This window comes from Pseudomonas sp. B6002 (assembly GCF_013385985.1).
Taxonomy (GTDB): Bacteria; Pseudomonadota; Gammaproteobacteria; order Pseudomonadales; family Pseudomonadaceae; genus Aquipseudomonas.
Genome location: NZ_JACAOY010000006.1, coordinates 540,257 through 564,497, shown reverse-complemented (window position 1 = coordinate 564,497; position 24,241 = coordinate 540,257). Strand labels below are relative to the sequence as shown.

Genomic DNA, 24,241 nt, shown 5'->3' with positions numbered 1-24,241 from the left:
AAGTATCGACACACTCCACCGACAAAGGATTGAGCGTGAGTACTCCTCAGGACTGGCTGACAAGGCTCAAGAACCGCGAAGCGCCTTCATCTTTCTGGGCAAGTCAGCGGCTTAACGAAGCATCGGAGGTGCTCGCGAACGCCGAGAAAATGGGGAATTGGGTAGAACTCAGCCGCCATCACAACGGCTTTATTCGAGAGGTCGCAGTACGGGAGCTGTGCACTCAATCTTCTCCCCAAGCGTTGGCGGCATTGACTGAGCGACTGAATGATTGGGTTCCACAGATCAGGGACCTTGCCGCAGCCGGGCTGGAACGCTACCTGTGTTCGGCACAGGTCACCGCTCTGCTGTACGTGCTGGAACCGATCATGGCCTTGGCCGCTCGCCAACGGGTTGATCACGGCCCGTCCCTCAGCGCAATTCGTCGGGTCCTGCAATCACCTGATGTCTACGCTCAGGTCTACGCACATTTTCTTTCGCGGCAGGGCAAGGCAGCGCGTTATCTGTTTGCGCTGCTTCTTGAGAAAACCGCTGAACCCGAGACGCTCTTGAGGGCCGCTCTCGCCCATAGGGAATTGACGGTTCGATTGCAGGCCGTATCTGCCTGCAAGACGTTACCCGCTGAAATAGCGTCGCCGCTGTTGTTGGAGGCGCTGTCCCGACCGGGTGCCAAAGTTCGTGTCTGTGTGCTGAACGCGTTGCTGCCTGTGCTTGCCGACCCGCAACCGTTACTGCGTCGTGCGCTGCTGGACGCCTCCCCTGCGATTCGCAGCCTCGCGCGTTGGGCAGCTCCTCGCCACGGTATCGACGCCCTTGAGGTGTTGAATCTACGTTTGTCTGAACAAATGCCGGACACAAAGCGCGACTGGCTGGGCCTGATGGGGCTGGCCTTTGAGCTGGATGCCGAGATGCCCGAGAGTTGGCGCACGAACGCGCTAGGCTCTCCCTACGCCACGGTACGACAAGCCGCTATCCGCCTGCTGCGCGGTAGCTCGCTGTCCGCCCTGTTTGCGGCGCTTGAAGATCCTTCGTCCAAGGTATTCAACCTGTCGATTGCTCAACTCAACACGTGCCCTTGGGCCAGCATCAGCGTCGAGTTGAGCGCACTACTTGATAGTGACTGGCACCCCTTGCCGACGCCTCGGCGCGAAGCAATCCTTCAGCTGTTCCCGACCTGGCAGCAAGCGGCCTACCTGCTCAAGCGAATGGAATCAGAACCGGTGGTTCAGGCCTATTGGCTACGCCAAGTGAATGAGTGGATTAACCGCCAGTACGCAGTAGTCGACCCGGTCACCTCCAAGGCCGAGCGCGGCGCGCTGGTGAACACGCTACATACCTTGGCCAAGGACGGCCTGATCAACCGTGACCACCTCGCCCGTATTACCTGAAGGGTCCCGTTCCTATGCGCATAGCGTGTCTGCATACCGCCACCAGTAACATCGCCGTCTTTGCCGCAGCCGCCGAAGCGCTGGGCGTTGCGCCCGATAGCCTGCGCCACGAAGTACGTGCCGACTTGTTAACCGCCGCCGAATTGGCCGGCGGCTTGACCGAGGGCATCAGCCGGTCAACCGTTGCTGCGCTGGTGGTGCTCTCTGAAAACGCTGACGTCGTGCTGCTGACCTGCTCGACGCTGGGCCCTGCCGTTGATGACGTACCCACAAGCGTACGAGTGCCGATTTTGCGCACGGACGAGGCCTTGGCAACCGCTGCGGTTCAAACAGCGGGAAAAGTCGTGGTGCTATGCGCCGTTAGCACGACCCTTGAACCCACCTCAAATGTGTTCCACACAGCAGCACTGCAAACGAATGCGGCTATCGACGTAAGGCTCGTCCCCGGGGCATGGGCATTGTTCAAAGCGGGTGATAACGAAGGTTACCTGTCGGCTATCGCAAAAGCGGCCGACCGCGCCTACGTTGATGGGGCGTCAGTCGTTGCGCTGGGGCAGGCGTCAATGGGTGAAGCCGCAAGCCGTGTCGTCGCAGGCCCGCCGCCACTGACGAGCGCAATGACCGGTCTGAAGGCGGCTTTAAAAGCGATCGAAGGTTGAGCCTTCAGCTCAACCGCTTACGCCGATACTCATCCGGCGTTTCCCCGGTGAGCTTGCGGAACATACTGATGAACGCCGATGAGCTGCTGTAGCCCAGATCGAAAGCCACCGTCTCTACCGAGTCGCCCGCCTTGAGCCTGACCAGCGACGCCGTGACCTTCAACCGCTGCTTCCACTGCGCCAACGACATGCCCAAATCCCGCTGGCAACGCCGCAACAGCGTGCGCTCGGTGGCATTGACCAGCTGCGCCCATTGCGCCAGCGAACGACCGTCCGCAGGGTTCTGCTCCAGGGCCTCGAGAATCGGCGCCAGCACCGGGTCGGTGGACCCTGGCAGGTAGCTGCCCACCCGCGAGGTACGGTTCAAACGGTCGAGCAACACCGTCAACAACCGGCCCTCCTCGTCCGTCTGCACCGGCCCGGGCGGTGCCGCGTGCAGCTCTTCGAGCAATTCGCGGATCAGTGGGGTGATGGTCAGCGCGCAGGCCTCCTGGGGCAGGCGCCCGCACAAGGCCGGCGCGATGTAGAGTGAGCAGTGGCAGGCCTCCTGATGATTCATCGCGTTGTGCTCCACGTTCGGTGGCAGCCACACGCCATATTGCGGCGGCGCGATGAAATGCACGCCGTCGAGCTTGAGCTCCATGACGCCACTGAACGAATACACGAACTCACCCCACGGATGGCGATGCCACGGGTACGCCGCCAACGCGGGCATGCGTGCCGCACGGAAGTAGATCGGTGCGGGCAACTCATCGGTAAACGGCGCGAGGATCAGGTGTTCGGCTGGCGAGTTCATGGGCGAGGCTTCCGGGCAGCGTTGACGCGCTCAGTATGGGCCATCCCTGTTTGCGCAGCTTGGTCACGCAAGCGCTCGAGCAGCAAACGAAAGGCCGGCTTCAGCTGTCGGCGGCTGGGATAATACAAGTGATAGCCGGTGACCGTCGTGCACCAGTCCTCCAACACCCGCACCAGCTTGCCCTCGGCGACGGATTCGGCGACGACGTCCTCAGGCAGATGCGCCAGGCCGATACCGCCCAGGGCGAAATCCAGGATCAGCGCCACGCTGTTGCCCACCACCTGCCCTTCGGGGCGTACCTTGAGTTCACGTTTGCCTTTCCTGAACGGCCAACTCCACAACCCACCCGAGGTCGGCAAGCGCAAGTTGATCCCGGTATGCGCCACCAGGTCATGGGGCGTCAGGGGCTTGGGACGGCGCTCGAAGTAGGCCGGCGAGCCCACCACGGCCATAGGAAAGTCCGGGCCGATACGCACGCTGATCATGTCCTTGGCCACTGATTCCCCCCAACGAACACCGGCGTCGAAGCGCTCGGCAACGATGTCCACCATGGCGTAGTCGTCGCTGATTTCCACGCTGATCTGCGGGTAGTCCTGCATCAACCCACACACCGCGGGCGTCAGCAGTGTGGCAGAAGCATGCTCCAGCGAGGTAATACGCAGGCTGCCGGCCGGTTTGCCACTCAGTTCCGACAGCTCGGCCAGGCCCGCTTCGATACCATCGAAATGCGGACCGAGGCTTTCGAGCAAGCGTTCGCCCGCATCGGTGGGCGCCACACTGCGGGTGCTGCGCGTGAGCAATTGCACGCCCAGGCGCGCCTCCAGCTTGCGCAAGGTACGGCTGAGCGCCGGCTGCGACACGCCCATTTGCGCAGCCGCTTTGGTAAAGCTGCGCTCGCGGGCGACGGTCAGGAAGGCTATCAGGTCATTCACGCCGTCGAGCACCATTGATACCTCTGGGTTATAGGTCCATTCCCATCATACCGTCTAATCATGAGTAAACACTGCTGATAGATTGGCCCGCCTCGAAGAACGCTCACGGAGCAAAGGCCAGCACATGACCCACGTATTGATACTCGGCGCCACAGGCAACCTGGGCACCGCGACGGCACGCGCACTCACCGACCACTTCCCTGACGTGCGCCTGCGCCTGGCCAGCAGCCGCCCCGCAGGCGTGGCCAAACTGCAAGCAGCCTTCCCCGCGGCGCAGGCCGTGCAGGCCGACTGGTATGACCCGGCCAGCCTGCTAAAAGCCGTCGAAGGCACCGACAAGGTGTTTATCGTGACCCCGGATTTTGTCACCGATGAACTGCAAGTCACCCCCAACATCATTAACGCCATCAAGCGCGCGGGCGGCACGTCCCAGGTGATTCGCTTTATCGCGATTCCGCCCGGGCTCACCGCGCAAGACCTGGCGCCGGAGTTTCTCGCGACCCGCTGCGGCGCCAACCTGCATACCCTGGCCAAGCCATTGCTCGACGCCAGCCGCTTGCCGGTGACCTACATCAACGCGGCGTGCTGGATCATGTTCAACCTGCCGTGGTTCGTGGCCAACGACGTAAAAACCAAACGCCAGTTCATCATGCCGTCCGTGAGCGATGCACCACGCCTGCACCTGTCGGAACTGGACATCGCCGCTGTCGCTGCGCGCATCATCGCCGACCCTGCCGCAGAGCACGTGGGCCAGGACTACCTGATCACCGGCACCGAGCGCCTCGACTACCGCCAAATCAGCGCATTGCTCAGCGAAGTGATCGGCGAGACCGTGACCTACGTCGACAGTGACAGCACCTTGCGCGAAATCCTCGGCGACTATTTCGAACCGGTCATGACCTATTACCGTCACGAAGTCGAGGCCTACAAGGACGTGCCGGTGACCGACACCGTGCAGCAACTGACCGGCCGTGCCACCACGACTTTGCATGACTACCTGCTCGCCAACAGACACCTGTTCGCTTGACCGCCCGGGCTCCCGGGTGCGGGAGCCGGCTTTTCCAACAATAAGAAAATGGACCCCGCCATGCGCTTTCTTGCCTCAACCACCTTTACCCTGGCCCTCACACTCAACCACGCCCTGGCCGCGCCACTGGAAGGAGGCGCCGTCGCGGCGCCCGACGAATATGGCGCACAGGTCGCCGCCCAGGTGCTCAAGGCCGGAGGCAATGCGGTGGACGCAGCGATTGCCACCGCCTTTACCCTGGCCGTCACCTACCCCGAGGCCGGCAACATCGGCGGGGGCGGTTTCATGACCCTCTACATGCACGGCAAGCCCTACTTCCTCGACTACCGGGAAACGGCCCCCAAGGCCGCGACCAAGACCCTGTACCTGGACGCCAACGGCGAAGTCATCGAAAACCTCAGCCTGATCGGCACCCGCGCCGCCGGTGTGCCCGGCACGGTGATGGGGTTGTGGGAAGCCCATCGACGCTTCGGCAAGCTGCCCTGGCGCGAACTGGTGAAACCGGCCATCGGCTACGCCAACCAGGGCTTCAAGGTGGCCGGCCAACAGTTCCAGTACCGTCAGAACGCGATTGCCCTGTTCAACGGCAAAACCAACTTTGGCGACTATTTCGGCGCGATGAAACCGGGGGCCACCTTTCGTCAGCCGGAGCTGGCCAAAACCCTGCAACGCATCGCCGCCAACGGCCCAGATGAGTTTTACAGAGGCCAGACCGCCGACCTGTTGGTGGCACAGATGCAGCGTGACGGTGGGCTGATCACCCATCAAGACCTGGCGGACTACCGCGCCGTGTGGCGCGAGCCCATGCACATCGACTGGCAAGGCAATCGCCTGTACACCGCCCCCTTGCCCAGTTCCGGCGGCATCGCTTTGGCCCAATTGTTGGGCATGAAGGAACAGCGCAAAGCGGATTTTGCAGGCGTGCCACTCAACTCTGCGCGTTACCTGCACCTGCTGGCAGAGATCGAAAAGCGCGTGTTTGCCGACCGCGCCGACTACCTCGGCGACCCGGACTTTTCCGAGGTGCCCGCACAGCGCCTGACTGACCCTGCCTACATCGCGCAGCGCGCGGCCCAGATCAACCCGGACGCCCTCTCGCCCACCGAGCAGGTGCGCCCCGGCCTTGAGTCCCACCAGACCACGCACTTCTCGATCATCGATGCCGAGGGCAACGCCGTCAGCAACACCTACACCCTGAACTGGGACTTCGGCAGTGGCGTGGTGGTCAAGGGTGCGGGCTTCCTGCTCAATGACGAGATGGACGACTTCAGCGCCAAACCAGGCGTCGCCAATGCCTTCGGCGTGGTCGGCAACGATGCCAACGCCATCGCCCCGGGCAAGCGCATGCTCTCCTCCATGAGCCCGAGCATCGTTACCCGTGACGGCAAGGTCAGCCTGGTGCTGGGCACGCCAGGCGGTTCGCGCATCTTCACCTCGATCTTCCAGGTGCTGAATAACGTCTACGATTTCCACCTGCCGCTGGACAAAGCCGTGGCCGCGCAGCGCGTGCATCACCAATTGCTGCCCAAGGACACGCTCTTCTATGACGCGTATGCGCCGCTGACCGGCGAGGTTGCCCAGCAACTGCAGCGCATGGGCTACGCGCTCAAGGACCAGGGCTGGTTGATGGGCGATATCCAGGCGATCCAGGTCAACGGCCGCACCGTGCAGACTGCTTCGGACCCAAGGGGCCGTGGTGTGGGGTTGGTGGTACGGCCTTAACTGTCGATCACCCGCTGCAAATGGATCGCCAGCTCCGTGGCAAACCGGCGCTCCGGCGTCTCCACATCAATACCGAACAACTCCTGGATACGCGCCAGGCGGTAACGCAGCGTGGTCACGTGCACGCCCATCGCGTCGGCGCAGGCCTGGCTGCGGCAGCTTTCGCGCAAGTAGGCGGTGAGGGTTTCCAGGTACGGCGTCTGGTGCTTGCGGTCGTGCTCCAGCATGGCGCCGACGCTCTCGTTGACGAAGGTGCGGATGTCTTCGCCGCCCACCGCAGCCACGAAGATCGGGATGGGCCCGAAGTCCTGGTCAGAGATCGGCCCGCTGCGGCCAAACGAGCGGGCGATGTCGATCAGGCGACGGCACCGTTCCCAGGCGCCGGGGTAATCGGTGAGGGCGTGGCAGACGCCGCTGGCCAGCAGGAGCGGCTCGCCGCCCAGGTAGTGGGCCAGGTCTTCGGCGATCTGGCGCTTGACCTTGGTTCGGCGCTCGCGGCCCTTTTCGCCTTCGGCGGGCACCAGGCACACCAGGCCGTTATCGACACTGATGACCGTGGCCGGGATCGACGCGCGAGCCAGGATGCGCGCGACGTTGTGGTGCAGGTTCTTGGCTTCACGGGCCTTGGCGCCGTAGTCGATGATGATCATCTGCTGCGCCTGGTTGAACTGGATACCCAGGCGCTGGGCACGTTGCTGGATGTCGTCGGCATCGCGCCAGCGGCCTTCGAGCACTTCGAACAGCAGTTCGGTCTGGGTGCGGGTCTCGAAACGGAAGCGGATAAAGCTGCGCATCATCTGCACGCTGAGGGCGAACTTGGCGCTTTCGAGCATCAGCAAATCCAGTTCATTGACCGGCGCCGCCACCGGGAACAACACCAGCGCACCCACCAGCTCATGGTCGACCATCAGCGGTTCGATCTGCGCCCGCAGGGTGAACTGGCGCTGGCCGTCGTCGAGAAACAGGTTGACGGTGTTCCGCAGGGCACTGCGCAGGCTGTCCTGGGCGGTCTTGGTGATCTGCACACTGAGCACGCCGGCCGCAGCCGCCTGCCAACTGCTGTCGTCGAACAGCGCGGTGTCCGGTGAGCGCCCCGCCACCACCTGGTTGGCGGTGAAGTCCACCGCGATCACCGGGTTGGGCAATTGGTTGCCGACCATCAGCGACAGCGACCCCACCGAACCACCACCCAGCACGTGCTCCAGCATCGAGGTGTGCACATGCAGCGCCTGCTGCATGCGTTCGGCGGCGCGGCGCTCGGCTTCCAGCTGACGCTGGCGTTCCACGGCGATGGCGCCCAGGTGGATGATCATGCCGAGGAACACCCGGTCCTCTTCGGACACGTCCATCAAGGTGCGGGAAATCACGCTGAGCACCATGGGCCGACCGTCAAAGTCGGTGCAGTTCATCGGCATCACCATCACCGTGCGGTAGTCGCGCTCCACCGATTCGCGGCGATAGCCCGGGTACTCGCAATCACGCACGTCGCGGATAAACACCGGTTCGTTGCGCTGCAACGCGGTCATCACCGGGCTGGAGGACAGCTCCCAACTGTCCACCAGCGGGCGCTGCACCAGGGTGGGGTCGTGACGGGCGATCACATGGCCGAACCCCGCCTCCATGTCGATGGCCATGATCGAACTCATGGTCCAGTGGGTATGGCGGCAGCTGGCGTACACCAACTGGTGCAGCATCGACTGCAAGTCGCCGCCGGAGTTGATCTGGCTGGCCACGTCGCGCAGCGACAGTATCTGCATTTCTCGATTCAAGGCGCTCACCTGAACGGGTGGAACATGGCAGCCAAGGTGCCTGCCCGGCCCGCCTGATACTTGCTCCACTTCGTAGCAATGTCCACTGCTTTTATGCGCCGAAACGACGGAAGACGGGTTTTGCCTTTGCCCATAGCCTTGGGTCAAACCAACAGCCACAAGGGCGACACCTCATCATGAATCTGGACAATCTGGGCGTCAGGAAATACTGCACCTTCATCGAAGAAACCTTTATCGAAGGGGGCAAGGACGCCGGCAAACCCATCACGCTGATCGTGGTGGCCGCCATCTTGAAAAACCCCTGGGCCGGCCAGGGCTTCGTCGAAAACCTGCGCCCCGAGATCCTGCGCCTGACCCCCGGCCTGGGCCACGAAATGACCCGCCGCCTGATTGCGCTGATGCCGGGAGGCAAAGTCGAAGCCTTTGGCAAGGCCGCCGCCGTGGGCGTCAACGGTGAGATCGAGCACGCCTCGGGCCTGATCCACACCCTGCGCTTTGGCAACCTGTTCCGCGAAGCCGTGGAAGGCACCGCCTACCTGAGCTTCACCAACACCCGCAACGCCCCGGGCGCCCTGCTCGCCTTGCCAATGGTGCACAAGAGCGAAACCGGCAAGCGCTCGCACTTCCTCACCGCCAACTTCCAGGTGGCCGATGCCCCGGGGCCGGATGAAGTGCTGATCGCCATTGGTGCCTCGGACGGTTCTCGCGCCCACCCACGCATTGCCGACCGTTATCAGGACATGGCGGAGATGGAAGCCGAGCAGCCCAAGGACTGAGCCCTGCGCTGAAACCGCGCAAAACTTTCCAGGGTATTACCCGTGATCGTCGCAAGCCTGGGGTTGAAACCGCCCGTAGGCTTGCTTGACACCCCAACAACAGGAGCACTCCGATGCCGAGTACCGACAACGTTGCAGCCGTCGACCCAGGCGCCTTGCGCCAGGCCTTCGGCACCTTTGTAACCGGCGTGACCGTGATCACCACCCATGACGCCGACGGTAACCCTCGGGGCATGACCGCCAATTCGTTCACCTCGGTTTCCCTCGACCCGCCGCTGTTGCTGGTGTGCGTCGGGAAATCCGCTGCCAGCCACGGCGCGTTTGCAGCCAGTGAGCACTTTGCCGTCAACCTGCTGCATGAAGGGCAAGTGGATGTCTCCGGCACCTTCGCCTCCAAGTCGCCGGACAAGTTCCACACCGTCAACCACGACACCGTGCACACCGGTGCGCCCATCCTCACCGACAGCCTGACCTGGTTCGACTGCAGCGTGCACCAGCGCATCGACGCCGGCGACCACCTGGTGCTGATCGGCCAGGTGCGCGCCTTCGGCACCAGCCCCAAGTTGCCCCTGTGCTTCTGCCGTGGGCGTTACGCGAATATCCAGGACCCGCTGCCAGCCAGCTGGCTGGACTCGCACAAGATGATCATCGGCTACCTGATCGAAACCGACGGCGCGATTCTGTTCCGCGCTGACGGCAAGGGCGGCTGGACCCTGCCCGTGGCGGGCAAGCGCAAGGGCTTTATCGACGCCGGCAGCAGCGCCCTGCCGGTGGAGCTGGAATCGACCTTTTTGTATTCGGTGTTCGACGTGGATGACACCGACCCGGGCTTCCTGATCTATCGCGCCCAACTTGGCGCGTTGGAGGCCGAACTGCCCGACACCCTGCGCTTCTTCCCGCTGGACGACCTGCCCATCGACCTGATGCCGGTCAACGAACTGCGCTCGGTGGTGCGTCGTTATGCCCGCGAACGCGAGAACCAGCAATTCGGTATCTACACCGGCTCCGCCGCCAGCGGGCGCATCGCGATGCTCGAAAACGCCCCGCTTTGATCCGCACACACAGGACACTTGCATGAAAACCACGGTCAGCGCCCTTGAGGGCAATCGTCTCAACCTGTTTATCGACGGCCGCTTCGTCGAACCGGCCAGCGGCACCTATGTCGACAGCTTCGACCCCACCACCGGCCAGGCCTGGTACCAGTTCGCCCAGGGCGACGCCAGCGATGTCGCCCGCGCGGTGGCATCGGCCAAGCGCGCCTTCCACGACCCGCAGTGGCGCGACATCACGCCCACCGCACGGGGCAAGCTGCTCTATCGCCTGGCGCAACTGGTGGCCGAACACGCCGAGGAACTGGCCCTGCTGGAAACCCGCGACAACGGCAAGCTGCTGCGCGAGATGAGCGCGCAAATGAGCGCCCTGCCCGACGCCTACACCTACTTCGCCGGCATGGCCGACAAGCTGCAAGGCGAAGTGATCCCGGTGAACAAGCTCAACCAGCTCAATTACAGCAGCCGCGAGCCCCTGGGCGTGGTCGGCATGATCACCCCGTGGAACTCGCCACTGATGCTGCTCACCGGCACCCTGGCGCCGTGCCTGGCGATCGGCAATACCGTGGTGATCAAACCGTCGGAACACGCCAGCGCCTCCACCCTGGCCCTGGCCGAATTGATCATCCTGGCGGGCTTCCCGGCCGGCGTGGTCAACGTGGTCACCGGCAACGGCGCGATCACCGGCGATGCCTTGACCCGCCACCCGGACATCGCCAAGTACGTGTTTACCGGCAGCACCGACACCGGCCGCCGCATTGCCGGCAACGCGGCGAACAACCTGGTGCCGTGCCAGATGGAGTTGGGCGGCAAATCACCCCACGTGGTGTTCGCCGACGTCGACATCGAGAAAGCCGTCAACGGCGTGGTCTCGGGGATTTTCGCCGCCGCCGGGCAAAGCTGCGTGGCCGGCTCGCGTTGTTTTGTCGAAGCCTCGATCTACGACCAGTTTGTGGAAGCGCTGGTGGCGCGCACGCAAAAAATCACCGTGGGCCACCCCATGGAAGCGAACACCGACATTGGCCCGCTTGCACTGCAGGCCCAACTGCAAAAAATCGAAGGCTATATCGCCAGCGGCCTGCAGCAAGGCGCCCAGGCCGCCATCGGTGGTAAACGCCCGAGCGCGGCGCATCTGAGCGAAGGCTGGTACTTCGAACCGACGGTGATGGCCAACGCCCGCAACGACATGCCGTTCATGCGCGACGAGCTGTTCGGGCCGGTGGTGGGCGTGATGCCGTTCAGTTCCGAAGAACAGATGATCAGCCTGGCCAACGACACCGCCTACGGCCTGGCCTCGGGCATCTGGACCCAGAACATCGACCGCGCCCTGCGCTTTGCCAACCGCATCGACGCCGGCACGGTGTGGATCAACACCTACCGCAGTTCGGCCTACATGTCGGCCAACGGCGGCTTCAAACAGAGCGGCTACGGGCGACGCGGCGGCTTTGATGTGATGCGCGAGTTCTCCCGCGCCAAGAACGTGATCATCGACTACTCCGGCGAGATGCAGGACCCGTTCGTGATTCGCCTGCGCTGATTATTCAAGGAGCCACACATGAAATTTGCCGTATCCCTGAGCATGGAACGTTTCTCCCCGGACGTGCCGATGCAGACCGTCATGGCCAACCTGCTGGAGCTGGCGAAGATCGCCGACGAAGGCGGCTTTGAAACCCTGTGGACGTCCGAGCACCACACCCTGGAATGCACCATCGCACCCAACCCGTTCCAGACCCTGACCTGGCTCGGCCAGCACACCGAGCGCATCCGCCTGGGCACCGCGACCATCGCGGCCGCTTATTGGCACCCGATCCGCCTGGCCGGTGAAGCGGCGCTGTGCGATCACTTGACCAAAGGCCGCCTGGAGTTCGGCATCGCCCGGGGTTCCTACCAGTACGAATTCGACCGCATGACCCCCGGCCTGCAACAGCAGGAAGGCGTCGGCTACATGAAGGAACTGGTGCCGGCGGTGCAGAAACTCTGGGCCGGTGACTACGCCCACGACGGTCATTACTGGAAATTCCCGCTGACCGCTGCGGTGCCCAAACCCTTGCAAAAGGACCACCCGCGCATCTGGGTGGCCGCACGTGACCCGGGCACCTTCGACTGGGCGGTGGGCATCGGCGCGAACATTCTGTCCACCCCGCTCTCCTTGCCCGCGGCGGAAATCGCCGTGCTCGGCGAGAAATTCAACAAGGCCGTGGCCGACAACCCCCACGTGCCGCGCCCGCGCTTCATGATGCAACGGCGCACCTGCGTCTACGCCAACCCGGAAGACTGGCAAGTGCCGGTGCAACACAGCATGGACTTTGGCCGTGCGTTCGAGAACCTGATGCAGAACGTCGGCACTGTGCACAACGGTTTCCCCGAGCCGGTGCCGTTTGAGGCGGTGCGCGGTAAAGAGAACTACAACCCGGACAACATCCGCCGCAACCTGATGTTCGGCACCCCGGACGAAATCATCGCCAAGCTGCTCGACTATGAAGCGGCCGGCGTCGATCAATATTGCCTGGGCCTGACCTTCAACCTGCCGTTCGAATTGCAGAAGCAAACCCTGCGCCTGTTCATCGACGAGGTGATGCCGGTGTTCGCCGAGCGCGAACGCGCCAAACGTCGCGAAACGGTGGCGGGGTAAGCCATGGGCGACGCACAACAACTCAGCGTGGCGAATGTCACGCTCAACTACCGACTCGATGGGCACGGGCCTCGGCCGCTGGTGTGCATCCACGGTGTGGGTTCCAGCCTGGACGCCTGGGCCGAGGTGGTGCAGGGCTTGAAGGACGACTTCACGGTACTGACCTTCGACCTGCGCGGCCATGGGCAGTCGTCGCGCACGCCAGGGCGTTATGAAATCGACCATCTGGTGGGTGAAACCCTGGCGCTGGCCGAACACGTGGGTTTTGGGCGATTCGACCTGGCGGGGTTTTCGCTGGGGGGCCTGATCGCCCAGCGGCTGGTGCTGACCCATCCTGAGCGGGTACGCCGGCTGGTGCTGTTGTCGACCGTGGCCGGGCGCAATGCCGAAGAACGTGAGCGGGTTAAAGCGCGCCTGGTCGCGCTGCAAGCCGGCGAGCCTGTGGCGCATTACGAAGCCTCGTTGGCGCGTTGGTTGACCGAGGCGTTCCAGGCACAGAACCCGGATGCCGTGCTGCGCTTGCGGCAATTGAATGCCGCCAATGACCCGGGGTGTTACGCCGCGGCGTACCGGGTGCTCGCCGAATCGGATTTCGGCGAGCAACTGGGGCTGATCCGCTGCCCGACACTCATTGCCACCGGCGCCGATGACCTCGGCTCCAACCCGCGCATGGCGACGTACATGCACGAGCAAATCCAGGGTTCGACCCTGCGGATTCTGCCGGGGCTGCGCCACTGCATCCTGATAGAGGCACCGCAGCAAGTGGCGGCGCTGATGCGCGACTTTTTAACCGATTCGGAGACCCACCATGGATAAGTCATTGCAGGCCGGTGGCGAACGCGTACGCCGCCAAGTGCTGGGGGACGCCTACGTCGACCAGGCCCTGGGCCGGGCCGACGAATTCTCGCGGCCGTTCCAGGACGTGTTGAATGAATATTGCTGGGGCATGGTCTGGACCGACGACGCCCTGGACCTCAAGCAACGCAGCCTGCTCAACCTGGGCATGCTCGCGGCGCTGGGGCGCATGGAGGAGTTTGGCGTGCACTTTTGCGGCGCCCTGCGCAACGGTTTGACCGATGAGCAATTGCGCGCAGCCCTGGTGCAAATCGCGGTGTATTGCGGCATTCCGGCGGGCGTCGAAGCCTTCCGCGTGGCGCGCAAGGCCCGGGAAGGCATGGCCCCGATGGAATCGCCTACCGGCTGACGCCCACCCCTTGCACCCGCCCCACGCTCATGCTGTAACTGCTTTGTCGAACAACAAGAAATTTTTGCGTTGCCCCTTGCGACTGCACCACCGACGGACCTTTGACTGCCAGTAGCCCAAAAATTTCTCTTGATGAAATTTCCGCAGATAGCAAAACAACAATTGGAGGCAATTGGTGAGCGAACGACTAAAGATCGAGAACCTGTATAAGGTGTTCTCTTCGGCGCCCGACCGAGCCATGCAGCTCTTGACCGCTGGCGCCAGCAAAGACCGGATCCTGGCGGAGACCGCCACGGTGGTCGGCCTCAACAACGTGTCGCTGTCGATCCCCAGCGGCGCGATCTACATGATCATGGGCTTGTCCGGCTCGGGCAAATCCACCCTGGCGCGGTGCATCAACCGCCTCAATGAGCCGACGGCGGGCAAGATCCTGCTGGACGGCCGGGACCTGGTCACCCTCAACGAAAACGAGCTGCGCGACGTGCGCCGCACGCGGATTTCCATGGTGTTCCAGCACTTCGCCCTGCTGCCGAACAAGACCGTGATCGAGAACACCGAGTTCGGCCTCAAGCTGCGCGGCGTGCCCCTTGCCGAACGGCGCAAGCGTGCCCTGGAAGTGCTTGGGGTGGTTGGCTTGGCCAAGTGGGCCGACCACCACCCTCACGAGCTGTCGGGCGGCATGCGCCAGCGCGTAGGGTTGGCCCGGGCGCTGACCACCGACGCCGACGTGTTGATCATGGACGAGGCCTTCAGCGCCCTCGACCCGCTGATCCGCACCGAGATGCAGGACGAGTTGCTGCGCCTGCAGCGCACGTTGAAGAAAACCATCCTGTTCATCACCCACGACTTCCAGGAAGCCCTGAAGCTGGGTACGCGCATCGCGATCATGGCCGATGGCCAAGTGGTGCGCGAAGGCACGCCCCAGGAAATCGTCGCCGACCCGGGCAGCGATTATGTGGCCGGGTTCACCCGGGAAGTGGACCGCTCGCGACTGTTCGATGCGCGCTCGATCATGCAGCCGGCCAGCACCCTGCTGGTACAGGGCGACACCCGCGTGGTCGGCAATGACAGCGCCCATGCCTTTGTACTCAATGCGGCCGGCAAAGCCGTAGGCGTTCTGGATGCCGGCGCGTTGCTGGCGGTAGGCGCAGGCGGTGATACCTTGCAGCGCCTGTCGCCGCAGTTCGTCAGCGTGCCGGCCAGCGCCAAGTTGGTGGAAGTGGCGCGCCTGCTCAAACCGGGCCACCCGGTGGCGGTCGCCGATGCCGACGGGCTGTTTGTCGGCACCTTGAACAGCGCCCATATCCTCGATTGCATCGCCAGCGTCCCGCCCCCTCGCCCTGCCGTTTCGGAGGTTGCACATCATGCTTAAGTCAGAAGACCTCGCTGTTTTTCCCGTGGACCAATGGATCAGCGGCGGCGTGGAGTGGATCGGCATCCACCTGCGCCCGATCTTCCAGGCCATCCGCTGGCCGGTGGAACACTTGCTGGGCTTCAGCGACACGCTGATCCACGCCATTCCGTTCCCGGTGATGGTGGTGCTGATGTTCCTCATCGCCTACCGCGCCGCCACCCTGGGCGTGGCCATTTTCAGTGCCGCCGCGCTGGTGGTGATCGCCGCCTTGGGCGTGTGGGACGAAGCCATGACCACCCTGTCGTTGATCACCACCGCGATTGTGATCTGCATGGTGGTGGGTATCCCGGTGGGAATCTGGTGCGCGCGCAGTGAGCGGGTGTGGGCGGTGATGCGGCCGATCCTCGACATCATGCAAACCACGCCGACCTTCGTGTACCTGGTGCCGGTGGTGATGCTGTTTGGCGTGGGCACCGTGTCGGGTGAAGTGGCGGTGGTGATTTCGGCGTGCCCGCCGCTGATCCGTTTTACCTACCTGGGCATCCGCATGGTCGAAACCGAACTGGTGGAAGCCGGCCTGGCGTTCGGTGCCGACCGCAAGCAGTTGCTCTGGGAGATCCAGTTGCCCCTGGCCGTGCCGACCATCCTCGGTGGCCTCAACCAGACGGTGCTCACCGCCATGGTGATGTCCGTCGTCGTCGCCATGATCGGTGCCGAAGGCCTCGGCCTGGTGGTGCTGCAAGGCCTGGGACGCATGGACGTGGGCCGCGCGGCGGTCGGCGGGATCGCCATTGTGCTGCTGGCGATGATGCTCGACCGCATCACCCAGAACCTCGCGCAGCCCACGCCGGGCAAGCGCAAATCGCTGTTCAAGCGGCTGTTCACCCTGCGGGCGGTCAGCGCATAACAAGAAATCATGAACGTCGTTTTTTGACTGCCATCCCTTAACCATAACGAGAAAAACAAAGAGGAAATCATGATGCGTCCATTCAACGCCTTGCTTGGATTTGCAGCCGTGTTGTACCTGGGGAGCACTTCGGTCATGGCCGAAGACCTGCCCGGCAACGGCAAGACCATCCGCTTCGTGCAGTCGGAAAGTACCGGTGGCAACTACGTCATCACCAAGATCGCCATCGAGGCCGCCAAGCGCCTCGGCTATGGGAGCAAGCTGAGTACCGTCAATACCACGCTGTTCTTCCCGGCCGCCGCCCAGGGCGACCTGGACCTGTCGATGGACGTGACCCTGCCGCAGCTGCAACCCAGCTTCGACAAAGTCAAGGACCGTACTGAAGTGGTCGGTGGCGGCTCCATCACCGGCGCCGGCTACAACGGCTACATGATCGACAAGAAAACCGCCGACGCGTACCACATCACCAGCCTTGAGCAGTTGAAAGACCCGAAGATCGCCGCGCTGTTCGGCAAGAACGGCAAGGCTGACCTGATCAGCTGCGACCCGGGTTGGGGCTGCGGCGATGTGGTGGATTACCAGCTCGACAAGTTCGGCCTCAAGGCCACAGTGAACCCGGTGCGCGGAAAGTACGAAGCGCTGATGTTCGAAAACGTCGCGCGCCTCAAGCGCGGCGAGCCGGTGTTTTTCTATGCCTGGGCGCCGTCGTGGATGACCAACACCATGGTCCCCGGCAAGGACGTGGTGTGGCTGCCGACGCCGTTTGATGCATTGCCCGGCAACGTGCCGAGCACCACCAGCGCCCTCACCCCCGGCGTGGAAGGGTGTGCAGGCGGCGCCGACCCGTGCCGCATGGCAATGGCCGCGTGGAACTGGTACGCCATCGGCAACAAGCAATTCATCGCGGCCAACCCGGCGGTGAAAGCGCTGGTGGAACAGATGACGTTCCCGCAGTCGACCTGGAGCTACTGGGAAAAAACCATCAGCCAGGACGGCTCCAGCGAACGCAACATTCGCAAGCTGGCGGATGACTGGATGAGTGAAAACAAAGCCACCTTCGACGGCTGGGTCGCCACGGCCAAAGCCGCCAAATAACCCGGCATGTAACCCGTTCTCCTGTGGGAGCCGGGCTTGCCCGCGATGGCATCACCTCGGTATAGCAGTTGCACCGAGGCGCCTGCATCGCGGGCAAGCCCGGCTCCCACAGAAATCACCGGAAATGGCACCTGCAATCAGAAAAAACCCACTGCCCCACCCCCGCCAAACCCGCCTTTTCTTGCGCCGCCCTGCCCTAGCATGACTGCACTCAGACGATTGGGAGCCACCACCATGACTTACAAACACCCACTGCTGTTCAAGGCGCTGTGCTATGTCGACGGCCATTGGGTCCACAGTGACAGCGCAAGCACCCTTGCCGTGTACAACCCGGCGACCCAGGACGTGATCGGCCATGTGCCGATGCTCGAACAAGCGCAGATAACGGCCGCCGTGGAGGCCGCGCATCGCGCCTTCCCGGCCTGGCGCGAACAGAGCCTGGACGCCCGCGCAGCTATCCTCAAGCGCTGGGCCAGTTTGATCCTGGAACACCAGGAAGACCTGGCCCGCATCCTGAGCCTGGAGCAAGGCAAATCCCTGGCCGAGTCCCGGGGCGAAATCGCTTACGCCGCCAGCTTCATCCCCTGGTTTGCCGACGAAGCCCGGCGCCTGTACGGGCAGAACATCCCCAGCCATATTCCCGGTGCGCACCTGGGCACGCTCAAGGAACCGGTGGGTGTGTGCGCCCTGCTGACGCCGTGGAACTTCCCCTCGGCAATGATCACGCGCAAAGCTGCTGCCGCCCTGGCAGCGGGTTGCACGGTGGTGGTCAAGCCGGCCCATGAAACGCCCTACTCGGCCTTTGCCCTGGCGCAACTGGCCGAGGAAGCCGGCTTCCCGGCCGGGGTGTTCAACGTGGTGCTGGGCGAGCCGCAGATGGCCATGCAAACCCTGGTGCAAGACAGCCGCGTGCGTTCGGTGAGCTTCACCGGCTCGACCCGCGTGGGCAAGCTGGTGCTGCAAGCGGCCGCCCAGGACGTGAAGAAGGTCGCCCTGGAACTGGGCGGCAATGCGCCGTTCATTGTGTGTGCCGACGCCGACCTGGGCCTGGCGGTGAAGGTCGCGGTCGAGGCCAAGTTCCAGACCTCCGGCCAGGACTGCTGCGCCGCCAACCGCATCCTCGTCGACCGCTCGATCTACCCCTCCTTCCTCAAGCGCTTTGCCGCCGCCGTGCGCGAGCTGCGCGTGGGCCCTGCACTGGTAGGCGGCGAAGAACACGCCGTGGACGTTGGCCCGTTGATGCATCAGGCCGCGTTCGATGTGACCGCCGCACGGGTGGAAGACGCCTTGCAGCTGGGCGCGCAACGCCTGGTGGGCGGTGAAGCCCATGCACTGGGCGGCTTGTTCTACCAGCCGACGGTGTTGGCGGATGTCACGCCCGAGATGCGCATCTATCGCGAAGAAAATTTTGCGCCGATTGCCGGGGTAATGCCCTTCGACAGCCTGGAGCAGGCGATTGCCCTGGCCAACGACACCGAGTACGGCCTGGCCGCCTACATTTGTTCCAACCGCCTGGACCTGATCTACCCGCTGATCCGTCGCCTCGACCACGCCATGGTGGCGGTCAATGGCGTGAAATTCACCGGCCACCCGATTCCGTTCGGCGGCATGAAAGCCTCGGGCCTGGGCCGCGAAGGCGGCAACGAGGGCTTCGAGGCCTTTGTCGAAACCAAATACTTTTGCCTGCACCACCAAGGACAATTCAAAGGAGACTCGCTATGAACCACGAACTCGACCACCTGTTCGCACAGGACCGCGCGCACTTCATGCACCCGTCCACCCACGCCCACGACCATGCCAGCGGCGCGCTGAAAGGCCGCATCATCCAGAGCGCGTCAGGCATCCGCATCCGTGACCACGAAGGGCGTGACTTCATCGACGCGTTTGCCGGGCTGTATTGCGTGAACATCGGCTATGGCCGTACCGAAGTGGCGGACGCGATCTACAAGCAGGCCAAGGAGCTGGCCTACTACCACACCTACGTCGGCCACTCGACGGAGGCGATTATCGAGCTGTCGAGTCGCATCATGGATTGGGCGCCAGAGGGCATGAAGAAGGTGTACTACGGCCTGTCGGGCTCCGACGCCAACGAAAGCCAGATCAAGCTGGTGCGCTATTACAACAACGTGCTGGGCCGTCCGCAGAAGAAGAAAATCATCTCCCGCGACCGTGGCTACCACGGCTCGGGCATCATGACCGGCAGCCTCACGGGCCTTGCGGCCTTCCATCAGCACTTTGACTTGCCAGAGCAAGGCATCCAGCACACGGTGTGCCCGCACTGGTACCGCAAGGCTCCGGCGGGCATGGATGAAACCGCGTTTGTGCGTTACTGCGCCGATGAGCTGGAAAAGATGATCCTTGCCGAAGGCCCGGACACCGTGGCGGCCTTCATCGGTGAACCGGTGATGGGCACCGGCGGCATCGTGGTGCCTCCGGCCGGTTACTGGGCGGCAATCCAGGCGGTGCTGAACAAATACGACGTGCTGTTGATTGCCGATGAAGTGGTCTGTGCGTTCGGCCGCCTGGGGTCGAAGATGGGCAGCCAGCGCTATGGCATGCGCCCGGACCTGATCACCACCGCCAAGGGACTGACCAGCGCGTATGCACCGTTGTCGGCGGTGATCATTGGCGAAAAAGTGTGGGACGTGATCGAAAAAGCCTCCACCACCGACGGCGCCATGGGCCACGGCTGGACGTATTCGGGGCACCCGATCTGCGCGGCGGCGGCACTGGCCAACCTCGACATCCTGGAGCGTGAAAACCTTACAGAGAATGCCGAGCACGTGGGTGCGTACCTCAACCGTCGCCTGCGCGAAACCCTCGAAGGTCACCCGCTGGTGGGCGAAGTACGCGGCGACGGCATGCTCGCCGCCGTGGAGTTCATGGCCGATCGCGAGCAGCGCACGCCGTTCGATGCCGGGTTGAAAGTCGGCCCGAAAGTCTCGGCGGCCTGCCTGGAACGCGGCATGATTGCGCGGGCCATGCCCCACGGCGACATCCTCGGCTTTGCTCCGCCGTTGATTTTGACGCGTGAAGAGGCGGACCTGATCGTCGATATCACCAAGGGTGCGATTGACCAGGTGGCGGGGGAAATCCTCGGCTGAACACGGCGTACACCTGGCAGGTATGCGCTATCGTTGACGGCCATCGCTGGCAAGCCAGCGCCTACAAGGGGCTGGCGAAACGCGGAACCCGTGTAGGAGCCGGCTTGCCGGCGATGCCCGTGAGGGCGCCGTCATTCTATGGCCTGTGGAGTTTTTCCTAGATGCACAAGCTTGACCGTTATGACCTGAACATCCTGCGCATCCTTTCCGAGGATGGGCGCATCACCAAGTCCCGCCTGGCCGAGGCGATCAACTTATCGGTCACGCCAGCCTGGGAGCGTGTGCGCAAGCTGGAGAACGCGGGCCTGGTCAAAGGCTATCGTGCGGTGATCGATTGGAACCAGGTGTTCAAGAGCCAGCAGTTGCTGGTGGAAATCACCCTGGCCCGTCACACCGCCCAGGACATGCGCCGCTTCGAACACCGCATGGGCGACGCGCCGGAGGTGGAGTTCTGCTACGCCACCGGCGGCGGCGTGGACTACATCGCGATGATTCGCGCCGCCGACATCGACGCGTATCAGCGTTTCATCGACCAATTGCTGCTGGAAGACTTGGCCATCGAGCGCTACTTCACCTACATCGTGACCAAGACCATCAAGACGCCGGGGGCGCTACCGGCTCAAGCCGTCAACGCGACGGTTCAGGACTGAGGACACGCCGGAAGGCCGACTTGCAACAAGTAGTCCTCCAACTGCGCGCCCTCATCGGACGAAAAGATCGCACCGATATAGCCATCCGGACGCACCAGCACCCGATCTCCCACAGCCAGCCCGTAAGCCTGTTGAAACTGCCCTTGGTCATCGATCACCTCCCCTTGCGGGCCGACGTGGTGGATACGCAGCCCTGGCCTTGGCGCCACGTCGGCGGGCGTGCCGGCCACACACAGCAGCGTCCAATGCGGGCCGGCGTAGAGATCAAACAGGCGTAGCGATTGGCCTGCGGCGCCTCGCAGCCGTGCATCCGGCGCACGCGCACCAGCGCGGTCAACCCGACCCGCTGCCAGCGAGGAATGGGGGTAACCAATGTCCAATTGATGCACTTCCCGGCCCCGGCGCACGTCGCCGCGTTGCAGGTTATCGAGCAGTTGGGTAGACAAGCCCAATACCGAGGCTGCTACCGGCCGGCGTTCTTCTTCATAGCTGTCGAGCAACGCCCCAGGTGCGCCGTTGACCACCGCCGCCAGTTTCCAGCCGAGGTTGTAGGCATCCTGCACGCTGGTGTTGAGCCCCTGGCCACCGGTGGGCGGATGGATGTGCGCGGCGTCCCCGACGAGAAACACCTGGCCCACACGGTACTGATCGGCCAGCCGCGCGTTCATGCTGTAGGCCGAGGCCCAGGACACCACGTGCACCTGGATATCATCGCGCCCGGTGCGCTGGGCCACCATCGCGGTCAAGCCTTCAGCACTGAGGTCCACCTCGGCGTCCAGGGCAATCGGCCCTTGAATCTGGAACAGTTGCGTGCCGGCCAGCGGGCAAATGGCAACCTGGCGTTGCAGATCACCTTCGCCGAAACGGTGCCAATACGCCGACGACAGACCGGACAGCTGCACGTCCGCCACCAGCGCACGCACGCCGAGGGTCTTGCCCGGGAAGCCGATATTCAACGCCTGGCGCACGAAGCTGCGACCACCGTCGGCGCCCACCAACCAACGTGCTCGCAGTGTTTGCGGGCCTGCGCGCCCCTTGAGCTGCAGCGTCACGCCGTCCGCGTCTTGCTCAAACCCCGTTAGCTCACAACCAAACTCTGGGCAGTGGCCCAGTTCGAGCAACCGCTCGCGCAGCACCTGTTCGGTCAGGAATTGCGGCACCATCAGCGGTTGCTGATAAGGCTCAGCCGCGGTCGCGGCGCTGTGTTCGATGGAATGGGCGTCGATGTGGCTGCCATCGTCGCGGTAGCGCCGCTCAGTCGGATAGACTCCACCCATGGCGAACAGGCGGTCGATTACGCCGAGGTCTTCGAAGAGTTCCTGCGACCTGGGCTGGATGCCTTTGCCACGGGAACCGTGGAAAGGCTGGTGGTTTTTCTCGATGAGGCGAAAGCGGAGGCCGCGCCTGGCCAGGTCTATCGCCAAGGTCAAGCCGGCCGCACCGGCACCACAAATCAGAACATCGACCGCGCATTGCTCGTTCATAATGACCACCTATATGTGCAATATGCACATATTAAGACGGAGAAAACCAGTGTCAAGAAAAAGCGTGCAAAACGCACATATAAGCGCTCAGCTGCGTGATTTGCATGGGTCGTTGGTTGAGATCGTGGGGGTGATGAACCGCCCCCAGCGCGATGAAGCGATGGTGCGCGAGGCCGGAATTTCCCTGGACCGCGCGCTGTTTCCCCTGCTGGTGCTGGTAGAACGGCTGGGCCCTATCGGCGTGGTCGAACTGGCCGACCGCGTCGGTCGCGACTACACCACGGTCAGCCGGCAAGTGACCAAGCTGGAAAGCCTCGACTTGATCCAGCGCCAGGCAAGCGCGCTCGACCGCCGCCTGCGCGAGTCGGTGATTACCGAAAAAGGCAAAGTCATGACCGATCGCGTTGACGCCGCGCGCGAACGCATTGGCGTGTCGATCTTTTCCACTTGGGACGAAGGCGACTTTGACAACCTGGTGCGCTTGATGCGCAAGTTCGCCGAGGACATCAAGGACGATTCTGTACGTGCCACCCAAGACCTGCGCTGATCCGATGTAAGTGACAACGCCGTGATTCGGGCCACGAAACGAATGACGATTCCTCGCTATCGCTTGTCGGATTTGCGCTATATCCCACTACTACGACACCCCCAGACTGACGCCATTGAGTCAGAGGAGTCGTACCGTGGACATTCGCCAGACGCTGGATAAAAAAGCCGCCGTGATGATGATCGGCGTATGTGCCATCTGGGGGCTTCAGCAAGTGGCGATCAAAGTGGCCGCCGAGGATGTCTCGCCGATGCTGCAAATCGCCCTGCGTTCCGGGGTTGCCGCCGTGATGGTGGGCCTCATGTTGACCTTGCGCCGCTACCGCGAGCAGTGCCACTGGCAGACCTGGCGAGGCGGCGTGATGGTCGGGGTTTTGTTCGCCGTCGAATACATCGCGGTGTCGGTGGGACTGGGCTACACCTCGGCTGCGCACATGGTGATTTTCCTCTACACCGCGCCTATATTCGCCGCCATCGGCCTGCACTTTCGATTTGCCAGTGAGCGCCTGAGCCGTCTGCAATGGATGGGCATTCTGATCGCCTTTGTCGGTATCGCCATTGCCTTTTATACGCCGGGCAAGCCGGGCGATGGCTGGGTCACGCCGCAGCGGATGGGGGATGCACTGGGCGTGCTCGGCGCCATCGCCTGGGGCGCGACAACCTTGAGTATTCGCTGCTCCAGGCTGACCGATGCGCCGGCCCCCCTGACGCTGTTCTACCAACTGGCCGGCGCTTGCATCATCCTCGGGCTGGTGGCGCTGGTCACCGGGCAAACTCGGTTTCACCTGTCCGGCATCGCGTTTGCCAGCCTGGCATTCCAGACCGTGGTGTTCTCGTTCCTGAGCCTGCTCGTGTGGTTCTGGCTGCTGGGCCGCTACTTGGGGTCGCGATTGGGCGTGCTGTCGTTCCTCACCCCGTTGTTTGGCGTGGCGTTCGGTGTATGGCTGTTGAGTGAGCCGCTGGAGTCGACGTTTGTGCTCGGCTCGCTCCTGGTATTGGTCGGCATTGTGGTGGTCAGCGGGCATGATGTGTTGCGTGCGGACAAACCTGTCGTGCGGTTATCGACCTGAAAAATATTCAGGACAAAACGTATTGTTGTTGTACACAAAATATCGCTAAAGATTTCCCTGCATCGAGCCGAAACAGA

At 63.2% G+C, this 24,241-nt stretch carries 22 protein-coding genes; 18 read left to right on the top strand and 4 right to left on the bottom strand.

What is annotated here, in order from left to right; translation table 11 throughout:
• Nucleotides 1-35: 35 nt before the first annotated feature.
• Both HX792_RS09795 and HX792_RS09790 read left to right on the top strand, forming a co-directional pair.
• The gene (locus tag HX792_RS09795) at nucleotides 36-1,388 is read left to right on the top strand and encodes a PBS lyase (RefSeq protein ID WP_176995882.1); all 1,353 of its coding nucleotides are present in this window, start codon (nucleotides 36-38) and stop codon (nucleotides 1,386-1,388) included.
• A 14-nt stretch (nucleotides 1,389-1,402) separates the two neighbouring features.
• Nucleotides 1,403-2,047 carry an aspartate/glutamate racemase family protein gene (locus tag HX792_RS09790; RefSeq protein WP_176995881.1) on the top strand — a complete coding sequence of 215 codons (645 nt, stop codon included), beginning with the start codon at nucleotides 1,403-1,405 and terminating at the stop codon, nucleotides 2,045-2,047.
• 4 nt (nucleotides 2,048-2,051) lie between these two features.
• On the opposite strand, the gene HX792_RS09785 is transcribed toward HX792_RS09790, so the two are convergent.
• Together HX792_RS09785 and HX792_RS09780 are read right to left on the bottom strand one after the other, a co-directional pair.
• Nucleotides 2,052-2,843, bottom strand: a complete 792-nt coding sequence (locus tag HX792_RS09785; protein WP_176995880.1) for a helix-turn-helix domain-containing protein — start codon at nucleotides 2,841-2,843, stop codon at nucleotides 2,052-2,054.
• Nucleotides 2,840-3,790 carry a LysR family transcriptional regulator gene (locus HX792_RS09780; protein ID WP_176995879.1) on the bottom strand — a complete coding sequence of 317 codons (951 nt, stop codon included), beginning with the start codon at nucleotides 3,788-3,790 and terminating at the stop codon, nucleotides 2,840-2,842. Before HX792_RS09780 ends, HX792_RS09785 begins: the two co-directional genes overlap by 4 nt.
• A 109-nt stretch (nucleotides 3,791-3,899) precedes the next feature.
• On the opposite strand from HX792_RS09780, the gene HX792_RS09775 reads away from it, so the two are divergent.
• Entirely contained in the window at nucleotides 3,900-4,802 is a 903-nt protein-coding gene (locus HX792_RS09775) for an NmrA family NAD(P)-binding protein (protein ID WP_176995878.1), read from the top strand.
• 60 nt (nucleotides 4,803-4,862) lie between these two features.
• Entirely contained in the window at nucleotides 4,863-6,524 is a 1,662-nt protein-coding gene (gene ggt, locus HX792_RS09770) for a gamma-glutamyltransferase (protein WP_176995877.1), read from the top strand.
• On the opposite strand, the gene HX792_RS09765 is transcribed toward ggt, so the two are convergent.
• Nucleotides 6,521-8,281, bottom strand: a complete 1,761-nt coding sequence (locus HX792_RS09765) for a helix-turn-helix domain-containing protein (RefSeq protein ID WP_176995876.1) — start codon at nucleotides 8,279-8,281, stop codon at nucleotides 6,521-6,523. The genes ggt and HX792_RS09765 overlap by 4 nt on opposite strands.
• Before the next feature lie 188 nt (nucleotides 8,282-8,469).
• Between HX792_RS09765 and HX792_RS09760 the strand changes: the two genes are divergently transcribed.
• From HX792_RS09760 to HX792_RS09705, 12 genes are all read left to right on the top strand, one after another.
• Entirely contained in the window at nucleotides 8,470-9,069 is a 600-nt protein-coding gene (locus tag HX792_RS09760) for an amino acid synthesis family protein (RefSeq protein WP_176995875.1), read from the top strand.
• A gap of 113 nt (nucleotides 9,070-9,182) precedes the next feature.
• The gene (locus tag HX792_RS09755) at nucleotides 9,183-10,121 is read left to right on the top strand and encodes a flavin reductase family protein (RefSeq protein WP_176995874.1); all 939 of its coding nucleotides are present in this window, start codon (nucleotides 9,183-9,185) and stop codon (nucleotides 10,119-10,121) included.
• 22 nt (nucleotides 10,122-10,143) lie between these two features.
• The gene (locus tag HX792_RS09750; protein WP_176995873.1) at nucleotides 10,144-11,655 is read left to right on the top strand and encodes an aldehyde dehydrogenase; all 1,512 of its coding nucleotides are present in this window, start codon (nucleotides 10,144-10,146) and stop codon (nucleotides 11,653-11,655) included.
• Nucleotides 11,656-11,673: 18 nt separating this feature from the next.
• Nucleotides 11,674-12,750 carry an LLM class flavin-dependent oxidoreductase gene (locus HX792_RS09745; RefSeq protein WP_176995872.1) on the top strand — a complete coding sequence of 359 codons (1,077 nt, stop codon included), beginning with the start codon at nucleotides 11,674-11,676 and terminating at the stop codon, nucleotides 12,748-12,750.
• A gap of 3 nt (nucleotides 12,751-12,753) precedes the next feature.
• Entirely contained in the window at nucleotides 12,754-13,566 is an 813-nt protein-coding gene (locus tag HX792_RS09740; RefSeq protein ID WP_176995871.1) for an alpha/beta fold hydrolase, read from the top strand.
• The gene (locus HX792_RS09735) at nucleotides 13,559-13,954 is read left to right on the top strand and encodes a carboxymuconolactone decarboxylase family protein (RefSeq protein ID WP_176995870.1); all 396 of its coding nucleotides are present in this window, start codon (nucleotides 13,559-13,561) and stop codon (nucleotides 13,952-13,954) included. The genes HX792_RS09740 and HX792_RS09735 overlap by 8 nt, the downstream gene beginning before the upstream one ends.
• Nucleotides 13,955-14,129: 175 nt before the next feature.
• Nucleotides 14,130-15,326 (top strand): glycine betaine/L-proline ABC transporter ATP-binding protein, encoded by a 1,197-nt coding sequence (locus HX792_RS09730; protein ID WP_176995869.1) that lies wholly within the window; start codon nucleotides 14,130-14,132, stop codon nucleotides 15,324-15,326.
• Nucleotides 15,319-16,215, top strand: a complete 897-nt coding sequence (locus HX792_RS09725; RefSeq protein ID WP_176995868.1) for a proline/glycine betaine ABC transporter permease — start codon at nucleotides 15,319-15,321, stop codon at nucleotides 16,213-16,215. The genes HX792_RS09730 and HX792_RS09725 overlap by 8 nt, the downstream gene beginning before the upstream one ends.
• A 69-nt stretch (nucleotides 16,216-16,284) precedes the next feature.
• On the top strand, nucleotides 16,285-17,310 hold the full coding sequence (proX, locus tag HX792_RS09720) for a glycine betaine/L-proline ABC transporter substrate-binding protein ProX (protein ID WP_176995867.1): 1,026 nt from the start codon (nucleotides 16,285-16,287) through the stop codon (nucleotides 17,308-17,310).
• 234 nt (nucleotides 17,311-17,544) lie between these two features.
• Complete coding sequence (locus HX792_RS09715) at nucleotides 17,545-19,032, top strand: NAD-dependent succinate-semialdehyde dehydrogenase (protein ID WP_176995866.1); 1,488 nt, start codon at nucleotides 17,545-17,547, stop codon at nucleotides 19,030-19,032.
• On the top strand, nucleotides 19,029-20,414 hold the full coding sequence (locus tag HX792_RS09710) for an aspartate aminotransferase family protein (protein WP_176995865.1): 1,386 nt from the start codon (nucleotides 19,029-19,031) through the stop codon (nucleotides 20,412-20,414). The genes HX792_RS09715 and HX792_RS09710 overlap by 4 nt, the downstream gene beginning before the upstream one ends.
• 161 nt (nucleotides 20,415-20,575) lie before the next feature.
• Nucleotides 20,576-21,064 (top strand): Lrp/AsnC family transcriptional regulator, encoded by a 489-nt coding sequence (locus HX792_RS09705; RefSeq protein ID WP_176995864.1) that lies wholly within the window; start codon nucleotides 20,576-20,578, stop codon nucleotides 21,062-21,064.
• On the opposite strand, the gene HX792_RS09700 is transcribed toward HX792_RS09705, so the two are convergent.
• Nucleotides 21,055-22,548, bottom strand: coding sequence for an FAD-dependent oxidoreductase (locus tag HX792_RS09700; RefSeq protein ID WP_176995863.1), 1,494 nt, complete (start codon nucleotides 22,546-22,548; stop codon nucleotides 21,055-21,057). The two genes, HX792_RS09705 and HX792_RS09700, sit on opposite strands and share 10 nt — an antisense overlap.
• Nucleotides 22,549-22,681: 133 nt before the next feature.
• Here HX792_RS09700 and HX792_RS09695 point away from each other — a divergent pair, with 133 nt between their 5' ends.
• Nucleotides 22,682-23,095, top strand: coding sequence for a MarR family winged helix-turn-helix transcriptional regulator (locus HX792_RS09695; RefSeq protein WP_218172602.1), 414 nt, complete (start codon nucleotides 22,682-22,684; stop codon nucleotides 23,093-23,095).
• Nucleotides 23,096-23,231: 136 nt separating this feature from the next.
• Nucleotides 23,232-24,164 carry a DMT family transporter gene (locus tag HX792_RS09690; RefSeq protein ID WP_176995862.1) on the top strand — a complete coding sequence of 311 codons (933 nt, stop codon included), beginning with the start codon at nucleotides 23,232-23,234 and terminating at the stop codon, nucleotides 24,162-24,164.
• The last annotated feature ends 77 nt before the right edge of the window (nucleotides 24,165-24,241 follow it).